This is a genomic window from Nocardia sp. NPDC052001 (genome assembly GCF_040680615.1).
In the GTDB taxonomy this organism is placed as follows: domain Bacteria; phylum Actinomycetota; class Actinomycetes; order Mycobacteriales; family Mycobacteriaceae; genus Nocardia.
The window spans coordinates 1,315,749-1,335,099 of record NZ_JBFAXC010000002.1 but is presented as its reverse complement, the minus strand read 5'-3'; the positions used below and the strand labels follow the sequence as shown (position 1 = coordinate 1,335,099).

Sequence of the window (19,351 nt, the reverse complement as noted above, 5' to 3'; positions counted from 1 at the left end):
AACTGTCCAGCAATCGAAATAGCCGATATTGCGGCGGCCATGCCCGGCCCGGGTGCGGCCGCCGATCCATTACTTCCGCGTGGACGCGCTGGCGTCGACTGTCCGCACCGTGGCGTCTCCGGTACCCCGGTGACCGCGCGCATCGCTCCTAGATTCGGTGACGCGCATATCGGTTCCACCGGAAAGGCCCGTCATGATCAAGCCCGTCGAAACAGCCCCGCTACTGGATGAAGTGCGCAAGCGCATGGGCCGGGTGCCCAATATGACCAAGGTGATGGCCAATTCGCCCGCCGTGCTGGAGGGCTACCTGGGTCTGGCCGGGGCGCTGAAGCGCGGCGTGCTTCCCGCCCCGACCTCCGAACGCATCGCCCTCGCGGTCGGCGCGGCCAATGACTGCGGGTATTGCGTTGCCGCGCACACCTTCACGGGCACCCGCGTCGCCAAGCTCAGCGCCGCGGAAATCGAGGCCGCGAAGGCGGGCACCTCCGCCGACGCCAAGGAGGCCGCCGCGGTGGCCTTCGCCCGCGAGCTCACCGAGAGCCGGGGTAAGGCGGATCCGAGCGCCGCGCTGGCGGCGGGCTGGACCGAGGAACAGATCCTGGAAATCATCGCCCTGGTGGCGCTGCAAACCCTGACCAACTACGTCAACAAGGTCGCGGAGACCGAGAACGACTGGCCCGCGCCCTGATTCGAGCGCATTGGCGCTGAGCGGGGCGGATCGTCGCGCACGACCCGCCCGGCGGTGCTCGCGGCGGCGGTCCTGGGCGAACATCGATCGCGGTGACTCTACGATTCAGCTACGAGGAATCGGGAGGCGGACATATGCGCATCGAAACGGACGGGACCAGCGGACTGGTGCCCTGGACCGTCGCCGCCTGGGGGCTGATCGCCGCGATCCTCACGGCCCCGCTCTCGGCGGCCATCATCGGCATCGCCTACCGCTTCCCGATTCCGTTCGGCGACAAGGCCACCGGACTCGCCGACGCGCTGAACGCGGCCGCGGCCTCGGTCTACTACCTGGTGATGGGCGAGGGGTTCGTGCTGGCCGCGCTCGGCGGCCTCGCGGGCTACTTCATCGCCCAGGCACTGCGCCCCCGCCTGATCTTCTCCCTGGCGTGTGCCGTCGCGGCCGCGTTCGGCCTCTCGCTGCTCGCGGCGCTGACCCTCGCCATTCTCGCATAGCTCCTCCCTGATCAGGACATGATCAGCAGCGGCTGGGTTTCGGTTGTGGGGGTGAGGGATTCGACGGCGGCGGTGAGACGCAGGCGGACATTGGCGAGGTGGCCGGAGAACGAGCGGCGGCCTTCGGCGGCTTCCCGGTCGGTGGTCGACTCGACCATATTCAACGCGATGGCCCACTGCTGCAGTTGGGCGCTGGCCTCGATGGCGGGGATATCGGGGTCGATGGTGCCGCAGAATTCCGGATCGGTGTCGGTGAAGTGCGCGCAGCAATCCCACATCCACCGCACCCGGGGCAGGGGTCGCCCGGCGGCTTCGGCGGCGTGCGAATTCACCGTCTGGGAGAAGCTCTCTATCGCGGCCATCATCAGCGAGTCGGTCACAGCGGCAAGGGTCTCACCTGGGCGAACCGGTGGGCCGGAACCGGCGGGAATGCGCGTGTCGGGCATCGGTGCGAACGGGTGTGAGCGGACCGGCACCCGCCGGTGGGCATAACTTCGGGTAGAGATGAATTGAAGGAAAGGTATGCGCGCGGACTTCGCGTCGCGCTGCCGATATTTCCGAATCAGAAAGGCGGCCCCGATGCCCGTCGCACTGTCCCTCCTCGACCTGGCGGTTATCGCGCCCGGTCAGACCGCGCGTGACAGTTTCGGCAACAGCGTGCAGCTGGCCCAGGCCGCGGAGCGCAGTGGACATCGCCGGGTCTGGTACGCCGAGCATCACAATATGAAGTCCATCGCGTCGAGCGCGACCAGCGTGCTGATCGGGCATGTGGCCACCCAGACCGAGAGCATTCGGCTCGGTGCGGGCGGGATCATGCTGCCGAATCATTCGCCGCTGGTGATCGCCGAGCAGTTCGGAACCCTGGAATCGCTGTTCCCGGGGCGCATCGACCTCGGTTTGGGCCGCGCGCCCGGCAGTGATCAGGCCACCATGCGGGCGTTGCGCCGCAATCCGTCCTCCGCCGATACCTTCCCGCAGGATGTGCTGGAGTTGCAGGGGTATCTCTCCGGCAATTCGCGCATTCCGGGCATCAATGCCGTACCGCGCGCGGAAGGCATTGTGCCGCTGTACATTCTGGGTTCCTCGCTGTTCGGTGCGCAATTGGCCGCGCATCTGGGCCTGCCCTACGCCTTCGCCTCGCATTTCGCGCCGGACGCGCTGTACCAGGCCGTCGAGGCGTATCGGGAGGGTTTCAAGCCGTCCGAGCAGCTCGCCGAACCGTATGTGATGGCGGCGGCGAACGTCTTCGCCGCCGACGATCACGAGCAGGCCCAGGAGCAGAAGCAGATCGCCTACCGCGCGCGTGCGCGCGGCATGCTCCAGCGCGGCGCGGCCGCACAGGAGTTCTCCGATGAGGAGATCGATCTGTTCCTGAGCACGCCCAATGGTTCGCACCTGGCCAAGATGACCACCTACACGTTCGCGGGCACGCCCGTCGAAGTCGTTGCCGGACTGGAGGATTTCGCCGCCGGAATCGGCGCGGACGAACTCATCCTCGCCCACCACGCCACGAAGATCGAAGACCGCGTCCACTCGGTGGAGCTCACCGGGCGGACCATGGCCGCTCGCGAACCGGTCGCCAACTAGGCCCGTCCGGGCCGCATCGCCGCGCCCACGGTGAGTCGCTGCCTGAAGAAGGTGAGAATCTCATCGCGGGCGGCGATGGTGGGCTGTCCGGCCTCATCGATCAGGTGGGCGGTGACAACGCTGTGCGGACTGTCGACGTGTACCGAAAAGAACGGGGCCGTATCGGTATTCGCGGCTTCGTCGGGTAGCACCCGGCCGACGAACCGATCGCCCAGCGCGTCCTGATATGCCGCGAAACGCTGTGCGCGACAGAACTTATCGCCCGCGAAGCGATACGCCAGCACAGTGAGGTCATCGCGCTCGAGCCGATCCCGCACCGCCACGAGCTCATCGGGCGCGATCTCCAATCCGGCCGGATCGTTCAGCGGCAGCGTGGGCTGGGACAGTACCGGCGCCAGCACGGACGGCTCCAACATCATGGTGAGCGCGAAGTTCCCGGTGAAGCACATACCGATCGCGCCGACGCCCGGACCGCCGGACTCCGCATGCGCCAACCGCGCCAGCGCGCGCAACCAGACGGTGACCGGACTGGATTCGCCGGCGGCGAAAGCGCGGAATTCCGCACTGACACAGGCCTTGCGGAAGACCCGGATGCCCTCGTCCGCGCTCGCGACAGCACCGTCCCGGCCGAACAGCGATGGCATGTACACCGTGAATCCGGCATCGCGCACCCAGCGCGCGAAGCGCGCGACATGCGGGCTGATGCCCGGCATCTCGGTCATCACGATTACCGCCGGGCCGGTTCCCGCGAGATAGACCCGCTTGCTGACGTTTTCGAGGGTGATCTCACGAATGGTGAAGTCCGCCAGCGCATCATCGGCGGACATATCCTGCTGGGCCATCTCAGAACTCCTGATTTCCTGCCGCGAACGCGGTGAGCATGGGTAGAAGTAGCGCCGAAAGCGCTTGTCGCTGACGGTCGGCGGGCCAGGTCTCGGGCTCCAGCACGGCCCGGCAGCCGACGCCGTCGACGGCCGCGAGCACCGCGTCCGCACAGGCGATCGCCTCCGCGCGAGTCGGCGGCGTCGTCCGCAGTGTCGAGACCCGGTCGGCGATGCGCTCGACGATCGCGGTGTAGTACCGCCGATGCACCGCGCGCAATCGGTCATCGGTCATGGCCCGCGCCCAGAAGGCCAGCCACACCCGCCATTCGCCGAGGCTCTCGGCGGTCAGGGGCAGATAGCTCGCGGAGATGTCGATACAGGCCCGGACATCGGCGGGGGAGTCGGTCTCGGGTCGTTCGAGCACCCGCCGCACGACCTCTTCGAGGGCGGCCTCCAGCACCGCGTCCTTACCGTCGAAATAGTGCGTGACCGCGCCCGTGGTGACATTCGCGGCGGCGGCCACATCGCGTAATCGCGTCCCGTCGATCCCGGCGGTGCCGATCACCGCGACCGCCGCGGCGGCGATGGTCCGGCGCTGTTCCACCACATCGACCTGTTTTGGCATAACGGTGATTATGTATCAATCGGCGGTACTTGCCAACAAGGGCGACAAGGGGTTTGGTGTTGAAATGCGCATCCCCGCCGTAGCGTCCGTCCTGAGCGGTGCGATCCTGACCCTCGTCTCGGCCTTCCTGGTCGCCGCCCCGCCCGCCTCGGCCGACTCCGGCACCACCTGGCTGTGCCGTCCCGGGCAGGCGGGCGATCCGTGCGGCGGCCGCTCGGGCGCGCCGATCGACTGTTTCTACGTCTATCCGACCGCCTCGCTCGAACAGTCGACGAACGCGGACTTCGCCACCTCGGCGGAGTTGCGAACGGTCGCGGGCACGCAGGCCGGATCCTTCGACGCCGACTGTGATGTGTGGGCTCCGGTGTACCGCCAGGTGACGCTCAAAGCGCTGTTCAATCCGCCCGCCGAAGGCGTCGCCGCCGCACGGGATCTCGCGTATCAGGACGTGGTGAACGCGTGGAACGACTACCTGGCCAACCACAATGGGGGTCGCGGTGTCGTACTCATCGGCCATTCGCAGGGCACTCGCATGCTGCGCTCCCTGATCCGCAATGAGATCGACGGGAAACCGGTGCGGGCGCAATTGGTTTCGGCCCTGCTGATCGGTGGTGACGTCCTGGTCGCCAAGGGCTCGACGACGGGCGGAGACTTCCCGACCGTTCCGGCGTGCACCGAGGTGGCGCAAACCGGCTGCGTCATCGCCTACTCGTCCTTCACGCGCACGCCCCCGGCGAATACTCGCTTCGGCCGCTCACCCGCGACCCCGGACGTCTCCGATGTGCGCGGCACCCTGCCCTACGGCCCCGGTTACGAGGTGCTCTGCACGAACCCGGCGTCCCTGCGGGACAACGCCGATGCCCCGATACACGCGGTGGTCGCGGGCCGTGAATTCGATACCCTGCACGCGCGGTGCACCACCGGCGACGGACCGCACGTCCTGCTGGTCGAAGGCCCGGGCGCGGGGCTGCTGCCCGCGGTCCCGGACCAGACCTGGGGCACCCATCTGCTCGATACCAATCTCGCACAGCAGGATCTGGTCGATCTGGTCGCCGCGCAGAGTTTGGCCTATCAGCGCCGCTGAGCGATTCGGCCGGTTGGCGCACCGGGACCGCATCGTGGCGTGTTCTGCGCCTGGGGGCGGCTTTCGAATCGCTCTAGATTCGAAGGCCCACCCCTTGGAGCAGGAGTCGTACCAATGCCGTTCGTGCGCATCACCATTGCCGATCCGGAGCTCGCACCGGACACCCAGGCGGCGCTCGCCGCCGATATCACCGCCCTGCTGGAGAAGGATCTCCTCAAGGAGCCCGAGGTCACCGTCGTGCACCTGAACCTGGTCCCGGCCGACCGCTGGTTCGTGGGCGCGAGCAGGCTCACCGGAGTCACCGGCGCACACCTCGAGGTCAGTATCACCGCGGGCACCAATACATCCCAGGAGAAGGCCGCCTTCATCGACCACGCCTACGACGCGTTGAACACCCGCCTGGGCGCACTGCCCGGCGCGGCCTACGTGGCCCTCTACGAACTCGACGGCGAGAGCTACGGCTACAACGGCATCACCCAGCTCGCCCGCCGCCGCATCGACCCCACCGAAAAGGACTGAGCGGCGGCGCTTTCCGCGGCCCGGAGGGCCCTGAGCGCGTAGACGCGGGGTTACGCGCTCAGGACCCGGGGCGGCGGCAGATGGGGGAGCGGCAGGCTGTAGAGCCAGCCGTCCCACAGCGGTCGCAGCGGGGTCGAGCTGTAATGGCCTGCCAGATCGGTGAATTCGTCGGTGGTGACCGATGAGTGCCGATAGCGGGTGGTCCACTCGCGCAGCAGGTTGAAGAACTTCGGATCGCCCAGATGCAGGCGCAGCGCGTGCAGGGCGAGGGCCCCGCGCTTATAGACCCGATCGTCGAACATGCGGGTGGGGCCCGGATCGCCGATCAGGATGTCCTGCGGATGCCGCGAGAGCGTATGGTGGGCCGAGCGGGCCAGCTGGTCCGCGCTCTGCCCGCCCGAGGCCTCGGACCAGATCCACTCGGCGTAACAGGCGAAACCCTCGTGCAGCCAGATATCGCGCCATTGACGCAGGGTGAGGCTGTTGCCGAACCACTGGTGCGCGAGTTCGTGCGCGACAAGGCGTTCCGAGCCGCGGTGGCCGTCGCAGTGGTTCGCGCCGAAGATCGAGATGCCCTGTGCCTCGATCGGGATCTCCAGTTCGTCATCGGTGATGACGACGGTGTACCCGTCGAACGGGTACGGGCCGAACCGCTCGGTGAAGACCTCCATCATGTGCGGCTGCCGCGCGAAATCATGATCGAAGGCGGCGCGCAGCCGGACCGGCAGCACCGCCTGCATGGGGACCGCGCCGCGCGGGGCCTCCAGCCGATGTTTGCGATACGGCCCGATCTGAATGGTGGCCAGATAGGTGGCCATCGGCTCGGTCTGCTCGTACACCCAGGTGGTCTGGCTGGCCTTGGTCTGCTTGCGCATCAGGGTGCCATTGGCCAGCGCGTAGTACGGGGTGTCGGTGGTGATCGAAATCCGGTAGGACGCTTTGGAACTCGGATGATCGTCACACGGGTACCAGGACGCCGCGCCATTGGGCTGACTGGCCACCAGCGCGCCCTCGGTGAGCTCCTCCCAGCCGACCTCGCCCCACGGCCCGCGCACCGGTTTGGGCACGCCGGTGTACTGGATCACCAGCGCCAGCACGCCCCCGGCGGGAATCCGCTGCGCGGGCGTGATCACCAATTTGCCTTGCTGGTGCGCGTATTTCGCGGCCCGGGTGCCATTGACGAAGACCTTCGACACGGCCAGCGACTGCGACAGGTCCAGTGCGAACCGCTCGCGCACCTCGGTGGTGACCGCGGTGATCTCCGCGCGGCCGCTGAGCCGGTTGCTGGCTACCTTGTAGACCAGCTCCAGCTCATACCTGGACACCCGGTAACCGCGATTACCGTTCTGCGGCAGGTAATCATCGATGGGCTCATCGGCGAACTTGCCGGGCATCACTCGGCCGCTCCGGGGTGCGGCCACGGCGCGATGGGGTTTCCCCACCATCTCGTGGACGGCGGCACGGTGTCACCGCGCATCACCAGCGATGCGGGGCCGACGGTCGCGCCCGCCCCGATCCCGGACGCGGGCAGCGCCACGCAGTGCGGACCCAAAGTCGCTCCCGCGCCCAGGGTTACGGTGTCCATGGCCATGATTCGATCGTGGAACAGATGGGTCTGCACCACACAGCCGCGCTCGACGGTCGCACCATCACCTAGAGTCACCAGGTCAGCCTCCGGAAGCCAATAGGACTCGCACCATACCCCGCGCCCGATCTTCGCGCCGAGTCCGCGCAGCCACAGATTCAGTACCGGCGTACCCGTTGCGGCGCGCGCGAACCACGGTGCGGCAACATGTTCCACGAATGTGTCCGCGACTTCATTGCGCCATACGAACGAGCTCCACAGTGGATGCTCCTCGGTGCCGATCCGCCCGACCAGCAACCATTTGGCGATGACCGAGACAACACCCGCGACCGCACCGGCGGCCAGCAGCACCAGCCCGCTCAGCAGCGCGGTGCCCAGATGCCCGATCTGCTGGGCGAGCCAGGCCAGGGTGAACAGCACGCCCAGCCCGATGGCGAAGGTCACCAGCACCGGAATCAGACGGCAGGTCTCGACGATGCCGCGCGCCACCCGCAGTCGCCAGGACGGATCGAAAGTGCGTGCGGTATCGGAGGTTCCGGCGGTCCGGCGCAGGCGTACCGGCGGACTGCCCAGCCACGAGGAACCGGCCTTGGCCTTGGACGGCGCGGCCGAGAGCACCGCGACGAGTCCGTTCTTGGGCACCCGGCGGCCCGGCGCGGTCATTCCGGAATTGCCGAGGAAGGCGCGCTTGCCGACCTTGGCCTCACCGATATGCAGCCAGCCGCCGCCGAGTTCGTAGCTGGCGATCATGGTGTCATCGGCCAGGAACGCGCCATCGGCGACCGTGGTGAACTTCGGCAGCAACAGCACCGTCGAGGCTTCCACGTGCTTACCGACCTTCGCGCCGAGCAGTCGCAGCCACACCGGGGTCAAAAGGCTTGCGTAGAGCGGGAAAAGGAAGGTGCGCGCCGAATCCAGCAGTCGTTCGGTGGACCACGCCTGCCAGCCCACCCGGCTGCGCACCGGGTGATATCCGGCGGTGAGGCCGATGCTGAACAGTCGCACCGCGACAATCGTCACCGCGGCGTACACGCCCAGGCACAGCAGCGCCGCGACCGGCAGGATGGCGAACGCGCGCCCGAGTCCCGCTGTGAGCGTGGCGGTATCGCGAATCCACCAGGCGATGAACGCGCCACCGGTGCCCAGCGCCAGGATCGGCACCGCCGCCAGCGCCATCGAGGTGATACCGAATATGGCGACCCAGTGCGCGGCCCGCGCGGGCGTGTTATCGGGCCAGCCGTGCTGTGCCTTACCGACTTTCACCGCCGGTGACCCGGCCCACGCCTGTTCGGCCTTGACCCGTCCGGAAACCGCCGAACCCGGTGCGATCTCGGCATTGCGCCCGATCCTGGTGCCGGGCAGCAGAATCGAGCGCGCGCCGACCACCGCGCCCGGCCCGATGGTGATCGGGCCGATATGCACCGTATCGCCGTCGATCCAGTAGCCCGACAGATCGACCTCGGGTTCCACACTGCACCCGTCACCGAGTTCGAGCATGCCGGTCACCGGCGGCAGGGTGTGCAGATCGACGCCCTTGCCGATGCGCGAGCCCAGGGCGCGCGCGAACGGCACCATCCACGGTGCGCCGGACAGATTCTCGGCACCGCTGGCCTCGGACAGTCGCACGGCCGTCCACAGCCGCAGATGTACGAGTCCGCCGCGCGGATAGTCACCGGGCTGCACATTGCTCAGCAGCAGCCGGGAACCGGCCACGCACAGTGCCATTCGGCCGGGCGGCGAGATGAACAGCAGGAAGGCGATCAGCGCCCACCACCACGACAGCTGCGGCAGCCACGGCAGCGACCCGTTCCAGGCCGCGATATTGCCGACGATGGCCAGCCAGGTCAGCCACTGCAATCCGGTCAGTGTGGTGAGCGGGATGGTGGCCAGCACCTGGAACAGTTGCGCGGGCAGCGGCACCGGTGCGACCACCCGGTCCCGCACCGCCGCGACCGGAGCCCGGGCGTCCAGCATCGCGGCCAGCGCGCCGAGCCGGGGCTGATCGTAGAGATCGGCGACGGTGATCTGCGGATGCCGTTCGCGCAGTCCGGTCACCAGCTGTGCGGCCGCGAGCGAACCTCCGCCGAGATCGAAGAAGTCGGCATTGGGATCGGTGACCTCCGCGCCGAGGATCGAATCCCACAGTCCCGCAACCCATTGTTCGGTCGGGGTGAGTCCCGGATCGACCTCGGTCACCTTGGGCAGCGGCCAGGGCAGGGCATCGCGATCGACCTTGCCCGAAGTGCGGGTGGGCATATCCGTCACCACCGCGAGCCGGGGCACCAGTGGCGCGGGCAGCTGTTCGGCGAGAATGGCGCGGGCGGCCTTGACGTCGTAGTCCGCACCAGGTCCGGTCAGATATCCGACCAGAATCTTATTGCCCGCCTTGGTGGTTCGAATCGCGGCCGCACCGCCGGTCACACCGGGCAGATGCTGGAGCGCGTTATCGATCTCACCGAGTTCGATGCGCCGCCCGCCGAGTTTGATCTGATCGTCGGCGCGACCCAGGAACACCAGTCCGGCACTGTCATTGCGCACCAGATCGCCACTGCGATAGGCGCGTTCCCAGCCGACGGACTCCAGCGGCGCGTACTTCTCCGCATCCTTGGCCGGGTCCAGATAGCGGGCCAGGCCGACGCCGCCGATGACCAGCTCGCCGGATTCGCCCTCGGCCACCGGATTTCCGGCGGCGTCGATGACGGTCAGATCCCAGCCGTCCAGCGGCAGGCCGATACGCACCGGCCAGTCGCCGTTCAGCAGGGCCGCGCACGCCACCACGGTCGCCTCGGTGGGGCCGTAGGTGTTCCACACCTCACGATCGGTCGTGCCCGCGAGCCGCTCGGCCAATTCCGGCGGCACCGCCTCACCGCCGAAGATGAGCAGGCGCACCGAATCCAGCGCCTCGGCGGGCCAGGTGGCGGCCAGCGTCGGCACGGTGGAGACGATGCTGATCTCCCGGCGCACCAGCCACGGACCCAGATCCGCTCCGGTCCGCACCAGCGCGCGCGGTGCGGGTACCAGGCAGGCCCCGTGCCGCCACGCCAGCCACATCTCCTCGCAGGAGGCGTCGAAGGCGACCGAGAGCCCGGCCAGCACCCGATCACCCGGGGCGATGGGTTCGCCCTGCAGGAACAGCCGGGCCTCGGCGTCGACGAAGGCGGCGGCGTTGCGATGGGTCACCGCAACGCCTTTGGGGGTTCCGGTCGAACCGGAGGTGAAGATGATCCAGGCGTCATCGTCCGGGGTGGGATGCGCGGTCGACCCCGGCGTCGCCGATCCTTCCGCCGATTCCGTTGTCGCGCCGGTGCTTTCGATACCGTCGCCGGTGACGATGGCGCTCACCTTCGCCTCGCCGAAGACCAGTCGCGCGCGTTCGTCCGGATCGTCGGCGTCCACCGGGACATATGCCGCACCGGCGTGCAGCACCGCGAGAATGGTGATGTAGAGCGCCCGGGTGCCGGACGGCATGCGCACGCCCACGCGGTCCCCGGCGCGCACACCCGCCGCGGCCAGACGGCCGACCTCGCGATCGATCTCGGTCAGCAACTCCGAATAGCTGAGAATCGCCTCGCCGTCGTCGATGGCGGCGGCCTCGGGGAACTCGGCCGCGGTGGCGGCCAGCAACTCGACCAGCGTCCGCACAGGTGGCGCCAATGTGGCCCGCAGCAACGGGCTGGCGCCCATCGCCGTATCGACCGGGGACTGCTGCATGGCGTCGTGCCCACCTCTCATAGAACTGTCCAGCGCTTGTGCGTCTGTTGTTTCACACGAGGGTTACCAGCGGGCGAACTCCACGGTGACCAATGGTCCACGGTACTAGGCGGGTGGATTGTCTGGTGTGTGCGGATCGCCGGAGTACGGTCGGTAAGTTACCCCGGTATGGCTTTCCCACCCGAATTCCTCGCCCTCGCCAAACGCGTGAACAATTGGGGCCGTTGGGGTTCCGACGATCAGATCGGCACGCTCAACCTCATCACCGACAATGTGGTGCGCGCCGCCGCGGCCACGGTACGCAGCGGGCGGCGCGTCGCCCTGGCGGTACCGCTGAGCCAGCAGGGCATTCAGACCGGCATGATCCGGGGCCGAGTCAACCCGCTGCACAGCATGATCGCGATCAACTGGGAGATGTTCGGTCCCGACACCGTTGCCACCAGCGATGACGTGGTCACTATGGCATTGCAGGCCGGGACCCATTGGGACGCTTTACCGCACGTGTCATACAACGGGCGCATCTACAACAACCGCCCCGCCGACAGCATCACCGCGCACGGCGGCGCGACGTACAGCGCCATAGACAAGGTGCGCCATATCGTCTCGCGCGGTGTGCTGCTGGATGTGGCCGCGGCGCTGGGCGTGGAACGCCTGCCCGCGGACCACGCGGTCACCCCCGAGGATCTGGAACTGGCCGAGGAATATGGCCGGGTGCGGGTGCGCGCGGGTGATCTGGTGCTGGTGCGCACCGGTCAGATCCGGCTCTTTCTGGCCGGTGACCGGCACGGTTACGGCGTTCCGTCACCGGGCCTGTCGGTGCGCTGCCCGGAATGGTTTCATGCCCGCGATGTCGCGGCCGTGGCCAATGACACGCTGACCTTCGAGATCTTCCCGCCCGAGATCGAGAATCTATGGCTGCCGGTGCACGCGCTGCATCTGGTGGAGATGGGCATGCTGCAGGGCCAGAACTGGAATCTGGAGGAGCTGTCCCGGGTCTGCGCCGAGGAGCAGCGCTATGAATTCCTGCTCTCGGCCACACCGGAGCCGTTCGTCGGCGGCACCGGCGCTCCGGTCGCGCCGATCGCCATTCTCTGAGGCGTGATCGATGCCCTCCCGCATTCGTGTGCGGGAGGGCATCGAGAATTGGTGCGCCGTTTACCTACTTGTGGTGATGCGAACCGTGATCCTCCGGCTTGTGCGGCTTTGTGGGCTGCTGTGGCTTATGGGGCTGTTCGGGCTCGAGTGACTTCGCCACCGAACCGATCGCGTGGTTCTTGGTTGCGGCGGTCGCCGAGCGCGCATAGGTCAGGCCGACGACCGAGGCATTCATATTGAAGTAGTACGGCTCTGCCAACCAGGTGTTGGGTGAGTAGACGGCCTGGAGGATTTCCAGTGCCAAACCGGGTGCCGATCCCTGCCTGCCGACCACCGTGTAGCAGGCCGAGCCGCCCTTATCCGGATAGCCGACGAATTTCTTCCACCCCTGCATGGTCGCGCCGATGCTCAAGAGCCAATGCTGGAAATCCTGCGAGGGATAGTTCAGCAGATCGATGCCGAAGCCGGTCACCGCGGCGATGTAGCCGGTGCTCTTCACCCCATTCAGATCCTTCATCATGGCCTTGTAGATGGCCGGATCCGGAGTGAGTGAATTGGGCTGGTACGTCTGGTAATACAGATGCACCATGAGCGGTTCGAAGGTTGTCGAGTCATATAGTGCCAGTTGATAACCGCCGACCGGCGCCACCTCGCCGGGAGCAATGACCGTCGGGGCCGGCGGATCGACTTCCGGTACCGGAGTCGCGACCCGGCCATTGGTGATGATGCCCCAGCTGGTGCTGACATTGCCGCCGCCGGGTGCGCGATGCGGGGTGTAATCGGTTGCGGCATAGGTCAGAATCGCGCCATTGGTATAGGCCTCCAGCGCCTGGGCCACCGCGGTCGCCTGATTGCCGGAGAACAGCATGTTCAGCGGGCGCAGATTGAAATCGATGACCGACGGGTTCTTCATCAGCGCCGCGGACCACGCGTCGAACACTCCCACCTTGGAATCGCCATAGCCGGGTGTGAGTGCGTTGAGCGCGGAGGCGTCGCCGCCGGTCGCGTTCACCGTGACCAGCCGGCTGTCCGACCAGGTCTTGGTGAGTTCTTCCCACTGCGTATGGGATTCGGCCTTGCTGGAGGTGAACACGGCCTTGTACTCGAGCTCGATATTGGCGCTGACCTGCGACTGGTTGGAGGTGTACATGGTCTGCACGGCTTCGTAGTAGTCCAGGCTGCCGCCGACCACCACCTGTCCCACGAAATGGGTTCCCCACTTGCGGAATACGGCGAAGAATTGTTCTTGATTGGCGGAGTTGAAGGTGCTCGGCAGGTTCTTGATGTCGGGATCATCGCGGAAGTCGGCACTCAACCATTGACTCGACGTATGGTTGAGATTGAGTTCCCAGGCGGTGAAGTCGGCCTCGTAAATGCCGTAATAGTATGACTGGTCGGTATTTACGGTCTTACTGTACGCGGCATTGAACTGTGCGCTGAACGCGCCGTACGATGCTTGGACTTCGGCCTTCTGCGAGAAGTGCGACTGGAACTGCGAGACCGTGTTGTATACGTAGGACGAACCCATCGTATTGGTGTACTCGATCGGAGTGGCGTTCTCCGGTACCTGATAGGTGATGCCACTCGGCAAATATTCCCAGTTCCGTGCATCGGGGCCGAGATTGACGATTTGCTGCGGCATCAGCGATCGGGTGCTGTATGTGCCGAGGATGTTGAATCCGCGCCCGATGGCACTGGCGCCGGGTATCAGCGACATGGTGTGTTCCTTCCGTAGCCGTCCCCGCGACAAGGATACGGTTGTCCAGTTCGAATCCAATGGGTTACAACTTAATTCGAAGGTATTCCGCAATACACCCCACGAAAGCATGAACAACGCCATGTCATTCGACACGGCGCGGGTTTTCCGCGTTCTCCCACAGCCTTTTTGCGCGACAGTAGCCCGCATATAACGGCCGGAGTGGTCTGCTACCGGCGGTGCTCGCGCCGCGTGGTTGCCGGTGCGGAGATCCTCCCCGAATCGTCCCGGCACCTCGATCGATGTACTATCGTTCCACTCTGAAAGGAGTTGTTCTGCAACTCTTTTGGGCAGCGGCAAGGGGGTATGCGCGCAGTAACCGAAGAACTTCATCGATACCGCTCGAACAGATGCCGCTCGAACAAAGGAATCTCGAGTGTCCCTGAGCTTTCCCGATCACCCCGCCGCGCTCTCCAACACCCCCACCGATCTGTCCGTACTGCTGCGCCCGGCCCCGCCCGGCGCCCCCACCGATGTGGTGCGCCTGCGCAGCTCCAATGGGTTCCTGCTCTGGGCCGATCTGCCGCCCGTACTGGTGCTGGGCAGTTCCGGCGGCGCGGGGACCACCACCACCGCGCTCGGGGTGGCCACCGCCGCCTCCTATAACTATCGCGAGCATTCGCCGATCGTGGTGGACGCCACCGCCACCGGCGGCGATCTGGCCCGAAGGGGTTGCGACGCAATCGATGCCGCGGGCACGGTGCAGTCCTGGCTGAATATGAGCCATCGCGGGCTGGCCTCGGCGGTACTGGACAGCTGCGGTGAGAACACCTCCAGCGTCGGCATTCTGCCGCGCGGTCCCGAAGCGCTGCCCCGCCGGGAGAGCTATGCCTCGGTGCATCGGAGCCTGTGTGATGCGGGTTGTCTGCCCGTGTACGACGGCGGGTCGCCGGTGACCAATCGCATGGTCGCGCCGCTGCTCGCGGATTCGCGCATCGCGCTGGTGATCACCCTGGCCGCGCGTTCGGACGCGGTGAACCGGTTGCGCCCGGCGCTGATCTGGCTGGATGACAATTACAGCGAATATCACCTGGCCGAGGCGGTCATCGTGGTGACGCGACAGAATCCGACCGATGGTCCCGGTTATGCCAAACATATTCGGCAGTACCTCGGAAAGTACGTCCGAGCGGTCACCGAGATCCCGTACGACGCGCATCTGGCTACCGGTGGTGCGGTGAGCTGGTCGAAGCTCGCTCCGCCGACTCGCACCGCGTACCGGCAGATTGTCAACTTGCTGCGGTAGTCCCTACGTTATGGTGCAGGTCACTGGCAATTGTTTAGCTAACTGATACTTTCGGTTACATTAAACTGTCGGGGACCCGCGAACGAGAGGATGACGACCATGAAGCTTGTCTGGACCGCAGTGCCCCTGCTGATCGCCACCGCCGCCGTCGCAGGCTGTTCGAGCAGCGATTCCGGCAAGACCGAGGCGAGCGGATCGACCACGACCACCGCCGCTGTCACCGGCACCCCCACGGCCGATCCGCTCGCCGACGATGACGCCGAACGTGGCGGTGGGGTCCGCGTGCTGATCGGTCAGACCGGCAAGGTGCTCATCCCCGCCGACGCGGTCATGGATATCAAGGTCCCGGAGAGCTGGAATCCCGCCACCGCGACCGCGCTGCGCTGCACCGCCACCGATCGCAATGGGACCGCGCTCGAACTGCGCAGGCCCGACGGCGTGTATCGCGAGCAGGTGCGCGAAACCTCCTGGGTGACACAGCAGACCTTCTCCGCGCCGGCCGGTGACGAGGTCACCGTCGGCTGCCAGGATCCCGAATCCGCTGTCGCGCCGGACAGTTCGATCACGTTCATCCGCGTGGTGCCGCGCGGGGTGATGCCGTAACCGCGACGTGCGTTACTTGCTGTTGTAGACGCTCACGATGGTGCCGTCGACATTGGCCGCGACATAGCCGCCGCCGTTGTACTCGTCCGAGTAGTACACCAGCAGGGTCGGCTTGTTGTCGTTGAACGTCCAGGCCGGATCAATGATGATGTAGTGGTTCTCGGGGTTCGGGACGGCGAGCTTGTCCTGGGCGGTGCTCAGCAGCGCCGGGAGAATATCCCAGTTGATACCGCCCAGCGCCACGGTCGGATGACCGGAGAGCTGACCGCCCGGACCTGATCTGGTGGTCGCGCCATTGCGATAGGTGTACTCGTCGTAGACGGTCGGCCGATCCTTGACCGGAGCCCCGGTGTTGATGAACTCCGGGTAGATGGTTGTCTCGGTGAAAAGCTGTCCGCCCGTTGCCTGTTCGAGGGAGGCGATGGCCTGCCGCACCGCGATCGGGGTCAATAGATCGACGGTGCCGGTGCTGGCCTTGGTCTGCGTGATCGGCGGGACCGCGTTGGTGCCGCGCACGATGCTGGTGCCGCCGGGCACGCTCGGCAGCGCCTGCGGATTCGGGTCACTGCTCGATCCGCCGGGCCGAAGTACTACGGCCGCAACGACAATGAGCGCGACCACTACCGCGCCCGCGGCTCCGGCGATGATCCAGTGCCGCTGTGATCGCGGTGCCGTCTCGGTCGCGATGCCGGGGGAGGAGGCGGTGGGCAATGCGTAGACCGGTGTCGCCGAGTATCCCGGCTGGCTCGGTTGACTCGGATGTCCGCCGTACGCCAGCGGCTGTACCGGTCCCGAATAGGTGGTCTGGCCGGAGGACGTGGCCAGCGGGTGATGCGGGCTCGACACCCCTGGCATATGGTGCGGCACGGATAGTTGCCGCGGTGCGGACATCTGATGCGGCCCGGGCATCGGCATCGGCATCGGTGTGTTCGGAGCCGTAATCGCCTGGGACAGCAGCCAATCCACCTGTTCGGAGGTGGGGCGCTGATCGGGCTGCGGTACCAGCACCGCCTGGAGCGTGGGGGTGAGCGCGCCCGCGCGGCGCGGCGGCGGGACCTCACCGCGCATGACCGCCGCCAGGGTGGCGACCGAGGTCTCCCGGCGCATCGGGTGATAGCCCTCGACGCAGACGTATAGCAATAGCCCGAGCGACCACAGGTCCGAGGCCGGATGCCCCTCCTGCCCGCCCAGCCGTTCCGGTGCCACGTAATCCAGTGATCCGACCACGCTGCCGGTGGAGGTCAGCCCCTCCAGCCCGTTGATCGCGGCGATGCCGAAATCGGTGAGCACCGGCGAACCGTCTTCGCGCATGAGCACATTCGCGGGCTTGATATCGCGATGCAGCACCCCGACGGCGTGCGCGGCCCGCAGCGCCGCGAGAATTCCGCGCCCGATCTGCGCGGCCCGATCCGGCGGCATCGGACCCAGATCGAGTTGATCGGCCAGGCTGCGCCCGCGCACGAGTTCCATGACGATCCACGGATGCTCTTCACCGGGCGTATCGACAATATGGTGGATGGCAACCACATTCGGATGCCCGATCCGCGCCAGCGCCCGCGCCTCGCGCAGCACCCGCTCCCGCTGCACCCCCGGCGAACTGGCCTTGTCCGGATCGGCCGCCCGCACCTCCTTGAGCGCCACCTCCCGATGCAGCGCCAGGTCATAGGCCCGCCACACCGTCCCCATACCGCCACTGCCGAGCGGTTCGAGCAATTCGAAGCGCCCGTCGACCACTGTCCGCCCGGAAATCACCGCGCCAGCCTATTAGTCATGTCCGAACCGCGCGACCCCGCCTTCCCCGTGCACCAGCCCTCGTCATCCCGGCATGCTTTGGCCGGGATCCACACGTGCGGAACAGGGACAGGCCGAAATGGATTCCGGTCCGGCTATCGGGTTGTGACGGTCGGGGTTTGCGCGGCGAAAGCGTCTGCGGTTGCCAGTGTGAATTCGCCGTGATCGCTGCCCAGCCCCTGCGCGACCAGCGCCGCGACCGCGTTGCCGAGGATCGCCGCGGCGGCGGGCTCGCGGCCCAGGGCCAGCCCGCGCAGAAAGCCCGCCGAGAAGGCGTCGCCGCAGCCGGTGGTGTCGACCACGTCCACGGCGAAGGCCGGGATGGTATGCGTGCCCTCGGGGGTGGAGAGCAGGGCTCCGGCCGCGCCTCGGGTGATCGCCAAAGTGCGCGCCCCCGCCTCGTGCAGGATCTCGCAGGCGGCGGAAAGGGTTGTCGCGCCGGTGAAGCCGAGCGCCTGTTCGTCATTGGGCAGGAAATAGTCGATGTGGGGGAGCGCGGTGGCGATGGCGTCGAGGCTGCCCAGTGCTCCGGGGGCGATGAGATCGGCGGAGGTGGTGACGCCATTGTTCTTGGCGTGCCGCAGGATTCGCGCCGCGTTGGGTGCACCGAGCAGTTCGGGACCGCCCAGGTGCAGGAAGTCGGTGGCCGCCAACGCATCCCAGTCGATATCGTCGAGGGTGTAGAAGGGATTCGCGCCGAGCAGGTGCAGGCTCGGGCGTTCGCCATTGGGGCGAATGGGCAGTACCGAGGCCGAGGTGGGCTGCTCCGACTTGCGGACGATGAGCGAGGTGTCGATTCCCGCCGTATTCAGCAGGGAGACAAGGAAATCCCCGGTCGAATCGGTGCCGACGGCCCCGGCGGTGCGGACCTGCGCGTCGAGCTTGGCCAGGGTCAGCGCGGTTCCGGCGGCCGTGCCCGCGGCGGTGATGCGAATGTCCTGTACCAGCGCGGTCTGCTGACCTTCCGGAATCGCATCGACCGGTCGGACCAGAATGTCCAGCACATGCGCGCCCAGTGTGATGACCTTCATCCGTTATCCCTATCGAGCCGGCCGTCGAGCGGTTTGCGGGTGCCGTATCCGGTGCGCCAGGCGACTTCGATGACGGCGGCCTGCTGTTCGGCCGTCAGCGGGCGCGGCGTCCCGATGGTCCGGGCATCGAGGTAGAGCGCGCACGCCCACTCCAGTAGCAGCGCGTACTCGACGGCCTGATCGAGATCCGCGCCGAGCGCAATTGCGCCGTGGTTGGCCAGCAGCGCGCACTGCTTGCCCCGCAAGGCTTCCCGCACCGCGGTCGCGAGTTCCGGGGTCCCGAAGGGATGGAAGGGCACGACCGGTGTCGCGCCGCCGAGCACCAGCTGCTGATAGTGCAGCACCGGCAGCTCATCGAGCACGCAGCCGACGGCCGTCGATTTCGGCGCGTGCGTATGCACGATCGCGCGTGCCGGATAGGCGCGGTAGATATCAAGGTGCAGACCGAGTTCCGAGGTCGGCGCGTATTTTCCCGCCACGATTCCGCCGTCCAGATCGACCACGGTGATATCGGCCGCGTCGATCTCACCGAGCACCGCACCGGTGGGGGTGACCGACACCAGATCGCCATGGCGCATACTCACATTTCCGGCGGTGCCGATCAGCAGCCCCTCCTCGGCCAAGCGCCGGGAAGCGGCTGCGACACGGGCGCTTTCGGCTGGCGCGGGACTGCTCATGGCGGCTACCCTACCCAAACCTGAATTCGATTCACATT

At 66.8% G+C, this 19,351-nt stretch carries 17 protein-coding genes; 8 read left to right on the top strand and 9 right to left on the bottom strand.

Going from position 1 to position 19,351, the window contains the following annotated elements; genetic code table 11:
• Window positions 1-193: 193 nt before the first annotated feature.
• Both AB0L82_RS14575 and AB0L82_RS14570 read left to right on the top strand, forming a co-directional pair.
• Window positions 194-688 carry a carboxymuconolactone decarboxylase family protein gene (locus AB0L82_RS14575; RefSeq protein WP_364635425.1) on the top strand — a complete coding sequence of 165 codons (495 nt, stop codon included), beginning with the start codon at window positions 194-196 and terminating at the stop codon, window positions 686-688.
• Window positions 689-822: 134 nt separating this feature from the next.
• Window positions 823-1,182 carry a hypothetical protein gene (locus AB0L82_RS14570; protein WP_364635423.1) on the top strand — a complete coding sequence of 120 codons (360 nt, stop codon included), beginning with the start codon at window positions 823-825 and terminating at the stop codon, window positions 1,180-1,182.
• A gap of 11 nt (window positions 1,183-1,193) precedes the next feature.
• Here the strand turns inward: AB0L82_RS14570 and AB0L82_RS14565 are convergent, their stop codons facing one another.
• The gene (locus tag AB0L82_RS14565) at window positions 1,194-1,562 is read right to left on the bottom strand and encodes a hypothetical protein (RefSeq protein ID WP_364635420.1); all 369 of its coding nucleotides are present in this window, start codon (window positions 1,560-1,562) and stop codon (window positions 1,194-1,196) included.
• Between the two features lie 199 nt (window positions 1,563-1,761).
• On the opposite strand from AB0L82_RS14565, the gene AB0L82_RS14560 reads away from it, so the two are divergent.
• The gene (locus AB0L82_RS14560; RefSeq protein ID WP_364635417.1) at window positions 1,762-2,769 is read left to right on the top strand and encodes an LLM class flavin-dependent oxidoreductase; all 1,008 of its coding nucleotides are present in this window, start codon (window positions 1,762-1,764) and stop codon (window positions 2,767-2,769) included.
• Here the strand turns inward: AB0L82_RS14560 and AB0L82_RS14555 are convergent.
• Both AB0L82_RS14555 and AB0L82_RS14550 read right to left on the bottom strand, forming a co-directional pair.
• Complete coding sequence (locus AB0L82_RS14555) at window positions 2,766-3,611, bottom strand: dienelactone hydrolase family protein (protein ID WP_364635414.1); 846 nt, start codon at window positions 3,609-3,611, stop codon at window positions 2,766-2,768. The genes AB0L82_RS14560 and AB0L82_RS14555 overlap by 4 nt on opposite strands.
• Before the next feature lies 1 nt (window position 3,612).
• Entirely contained in the window at window positions 3,613-4,218 is a 606-nt protein-coding gene (locus AB0L82_RS14550) for a TetR/AcrR family transcriptional regulator (protein ID WP_364635411.1), read from the bottom strand.
• Window positions 4,219-4,282: 64 nt separating this feature from the next.
• On the opposite strand from AB0L82_RS14550, the gene AB0L82_RS14545 reads away from it, so the two are divergent.
• Both AB0L82_RS14545 and AB0L82_RS14540 read left to right on the top strand, forming a co-directional pair.
• A complete protein-coding gene (locus AB0L82_RS14545; protein WP_364635408.1) occupies window positions 4,283-5,302 on the top strand; it encodes a DUF3089 domain-containing protein in 1,020 nt (339 codons plus the stop codon).
• A gap of 114 nt (window positions 5,303-5,416) precedes the next feature.
• On the top strand, window positions 5,417-5,821 hold the full coding sequence (locus tag AB0L82_RS14540; protein ID WP_364635405.1) for a hypothetical protein: 405 nt from the start codon (window positions 5,417-5,419) through the stop codon (window positions 5,819-5,821).
• A gap of 50 nt (window positions 5,822-5,871) precedes the next feature.
• Here the strand turns inward: AB0L82_RS14540 and AB0L82_RS14535 are convergent, their stop codons facing one another.
• On the bottom strand, window positions 5,872-7,215 hold the full coding sequence (locus tag AB0L82_RS14535) for a M1 family metallopeptidase (protein ID WP_364635402.1): 1,344 nt from the start codon (window positions 7,213-7,215) through the stop codon (window positions 5,872-5,874).
• On the bottom strand, window positions 7,215-11,117 hold the full coding sequence (locus AB0L82_RS14530) for a Pls/PosA family non-ribosomal peptide synthetase (RefSeq protein ID WP_364635399.1): 3,903 nt from the start codon (window positions 11,115-11,117) through the stop codon (window positions 7,215-7,217). Before AB0L82_RS14530 ends, AB0L82_RS14535 begins: the two co-directional genes overlap by 1 nt.
• Before the next feature lie 168 nt (window positions 11,118-11,285).
• Between AB0L82_RS14530 and AB0L82_RS14525 the strand changes: the two genes are divergently transcribed.
• Entirely contained in the window at window positions 11,286-12,212 is a 927-nt protein-coding gene (locus tag AB0L82_RS14525; RefSeq protein WP_364635396.1) for a cyclase family protein, read from the top strand.
• Window positions 12,213-12,276: 64 nt separating this feature from the next.
• Here AB0L82_RS14525 and AB0L82_RS14520 read toward each other — a convergent pair whose 3' ends face one another.
• The gene (locus AB0L82_RS14520; RefSeq protein WP_364635393.1) at window positions 12,277-14,301 is read right to left on the bottom strand and encodes an MAC/perforin domain-containing protein; all 2,025 of its coding nucleotides are present in this window, start codon (window positions 14,299-14,301) and stop codon (window positions 12,277-12,279) included.
• 43 nt (window positions 14,302-14,344) lie between these two features.
• Between AB0L82_RS14520 and AB0L82_RS14515 the strand changes: the two genes are divergently transcribed.
• Both AB0L82_RS14515 and AB0L82_RS14510 read left to right on the top strand, forming a co-directional pair.
• Window positions 14,345-15,211 (top strand): hypothetical protein, encoded by an 867-nt coding sequence (locus AB0L82_RS14515; RefSeq protein WP_364635390.1) that lies wholly within the window; start codon window positions 14,345-14,347, stop codon window positions 15,209-15,211.
• Window positions 15,212-15,310: 99 nt separating this feature from the next.
• A complete protein-coding gene (locus AB0L82_RS14510) occupies window positions 15,311-15,814 on the top strand; it encodes a hypothetical protein (protein ID WP_364635387.1) in 504 nt (167 codons plus the stop codon).
• A gap of 12 nt (window positions 15,815-15,826) precedes the next feature.
• Here AB0L82_RS14510 and AB0L82_RS14505 read toward each other — a convergent pair whose 3' ends face one another.
• From AB0L82_RS14505 to AB0L82_RS14495, 3 genes are all read right to left on the bottom strand, one after another.
• Complete coding sequence (locus tag AB0L82_RS14505; protein ID WP_364635384.1) at window positions 15,827-17,566, bottom strand: serine/threonine-protein kinase; 1,740 nt, start codon at window positions 17,564-17,566, stop codon at window positions 15,827-15,829.
• 134 nt (window positions 17,567-17,700) lie between these two features.
• Window positions 17,701-18,636 carry a carbohydrate kinase family protein gene (locus AB0L82_RS14500; protein WP_364635381.1) on the bottom strand — a complete coding sequence of 312 codons (936 nt, stop codon included), beginning with the start codon at window positions 18,634-18,636 and terminating at the stop codon, window positions 17,701-17,703.
• Window positions 18,633-19,313, bottom strand: a complete 681-nt coding sequence (locus AB0L82_RS14495) for a class II aldolase/adducin family protein (RefSeq protein ID WP_364635378.1) — start codon at window positions 19,311-19,313, stop codon at window positions 18,633-18,635. The genes AB0L82_RS14500 and AB0L82_RS14495 overlap by 4 nt, the downstream gene beginning before the upstream one ends.
• Window positions 19,314-19,351: the final 38 nt, after the last annotated feature.

Coding starts and splice junctions, on each gene's coding strand:
- AB0L82_RS14520 (WP_364635393.1), bottom strand. CDS start 14,301: ATGAAGTTCTTCGGTTACTGCGCGCATACCCCCTTGCCGCTGCCCAAA.
- AB0L82_RS14555 (WP_364635414.1), bottom strand. CDS start 3,611: ATGGCCCAGCAGGATATGTCCGCCGATGATGCGCTGGCGGACTTCACC.
- AB0L82_RS14545 (WP_364635408.1), top strand. CDS start 4,283: ATGCGCATCCCCGCCGTAGCGTCCGTCCTGAGCGGTGCGATCCTGACC.
- AB0L82_RS14575 (WP_364635425.1), top strand. CDS start 194: ATGATCAAGCCCGTCGAAACAGCCCCGCTACTGGATGAAGTGCGCAAG.
- AB0L82_RS14500 (WP_364635381.1), bottom strand. CDS start 18,636: ATGAAGGTCATCACACTGGGCGCGCATGTGCTGGACATTCTGGTCCGA.
- AB0L82_RS14535 (WP_364635402.1), bottom strand. CDS start 7,215: ATGCCCGGCAAGTTCGCCGATGAGCCCATCGATGATTACCTGCCGCAG.
- AB0L82_RS14550 (WP_364635411.1), bottom strand. CDS start 4,218: ATGCCAAAACAGGTCGATGTGGTGGAACAGCGCCGGACCATCGCCGCC.
- AB0L82_RS14495 (WP_364635378.1), bottom strand. CDS start 19,313: ATGAGCAGTCCCGCGCCAGCCGAAAGCGCCCGTGTCGCAGCCGCTTCC.
- AB0L82_RS14525 (WP_364635396.1), top strand. CDS start 11,286: ATGGCTTTCCCACCCGAATTCCTCGCCCTCGCCAAACGCGTGAACAAT.
- AB0L82_RS14530 (WP_364635399.1), bottom strand. CDS start 11,117: ATGCAGCAGTCCCCGGTCGATACGGCGATGGGCGCCAGCCCGTTGCTG.
- AB0L82_RS14560 (WP_364635417.1), top strand. CDS start 1,762: ATGCCCGTCGCACTGTCCCTCCTCGACCTGGCGGTTATCGCGCCCGGT.
- AB0L82_RS14540 (WP_364635405.1), top strand. CDS start 5,417: ATGCCGTTCGTGCGCATCACCATTGCCGATCCGGAGCTCGCACCGGAC.
- AB0L82_RS14510 (WP_364635387.1), top strand. CDS start 15,311: ATGAAGCTTGTCTGGACCGCAGTGCCCCTGCTGATCGCCACCGCCGCC.
- AB0L82_RS14570 (WP_364635423.1), top strand. CDS start 823: ATGCGCATCGAAACGGACGGGACCAGCGGACTGGTGCCCTGGACCGTC.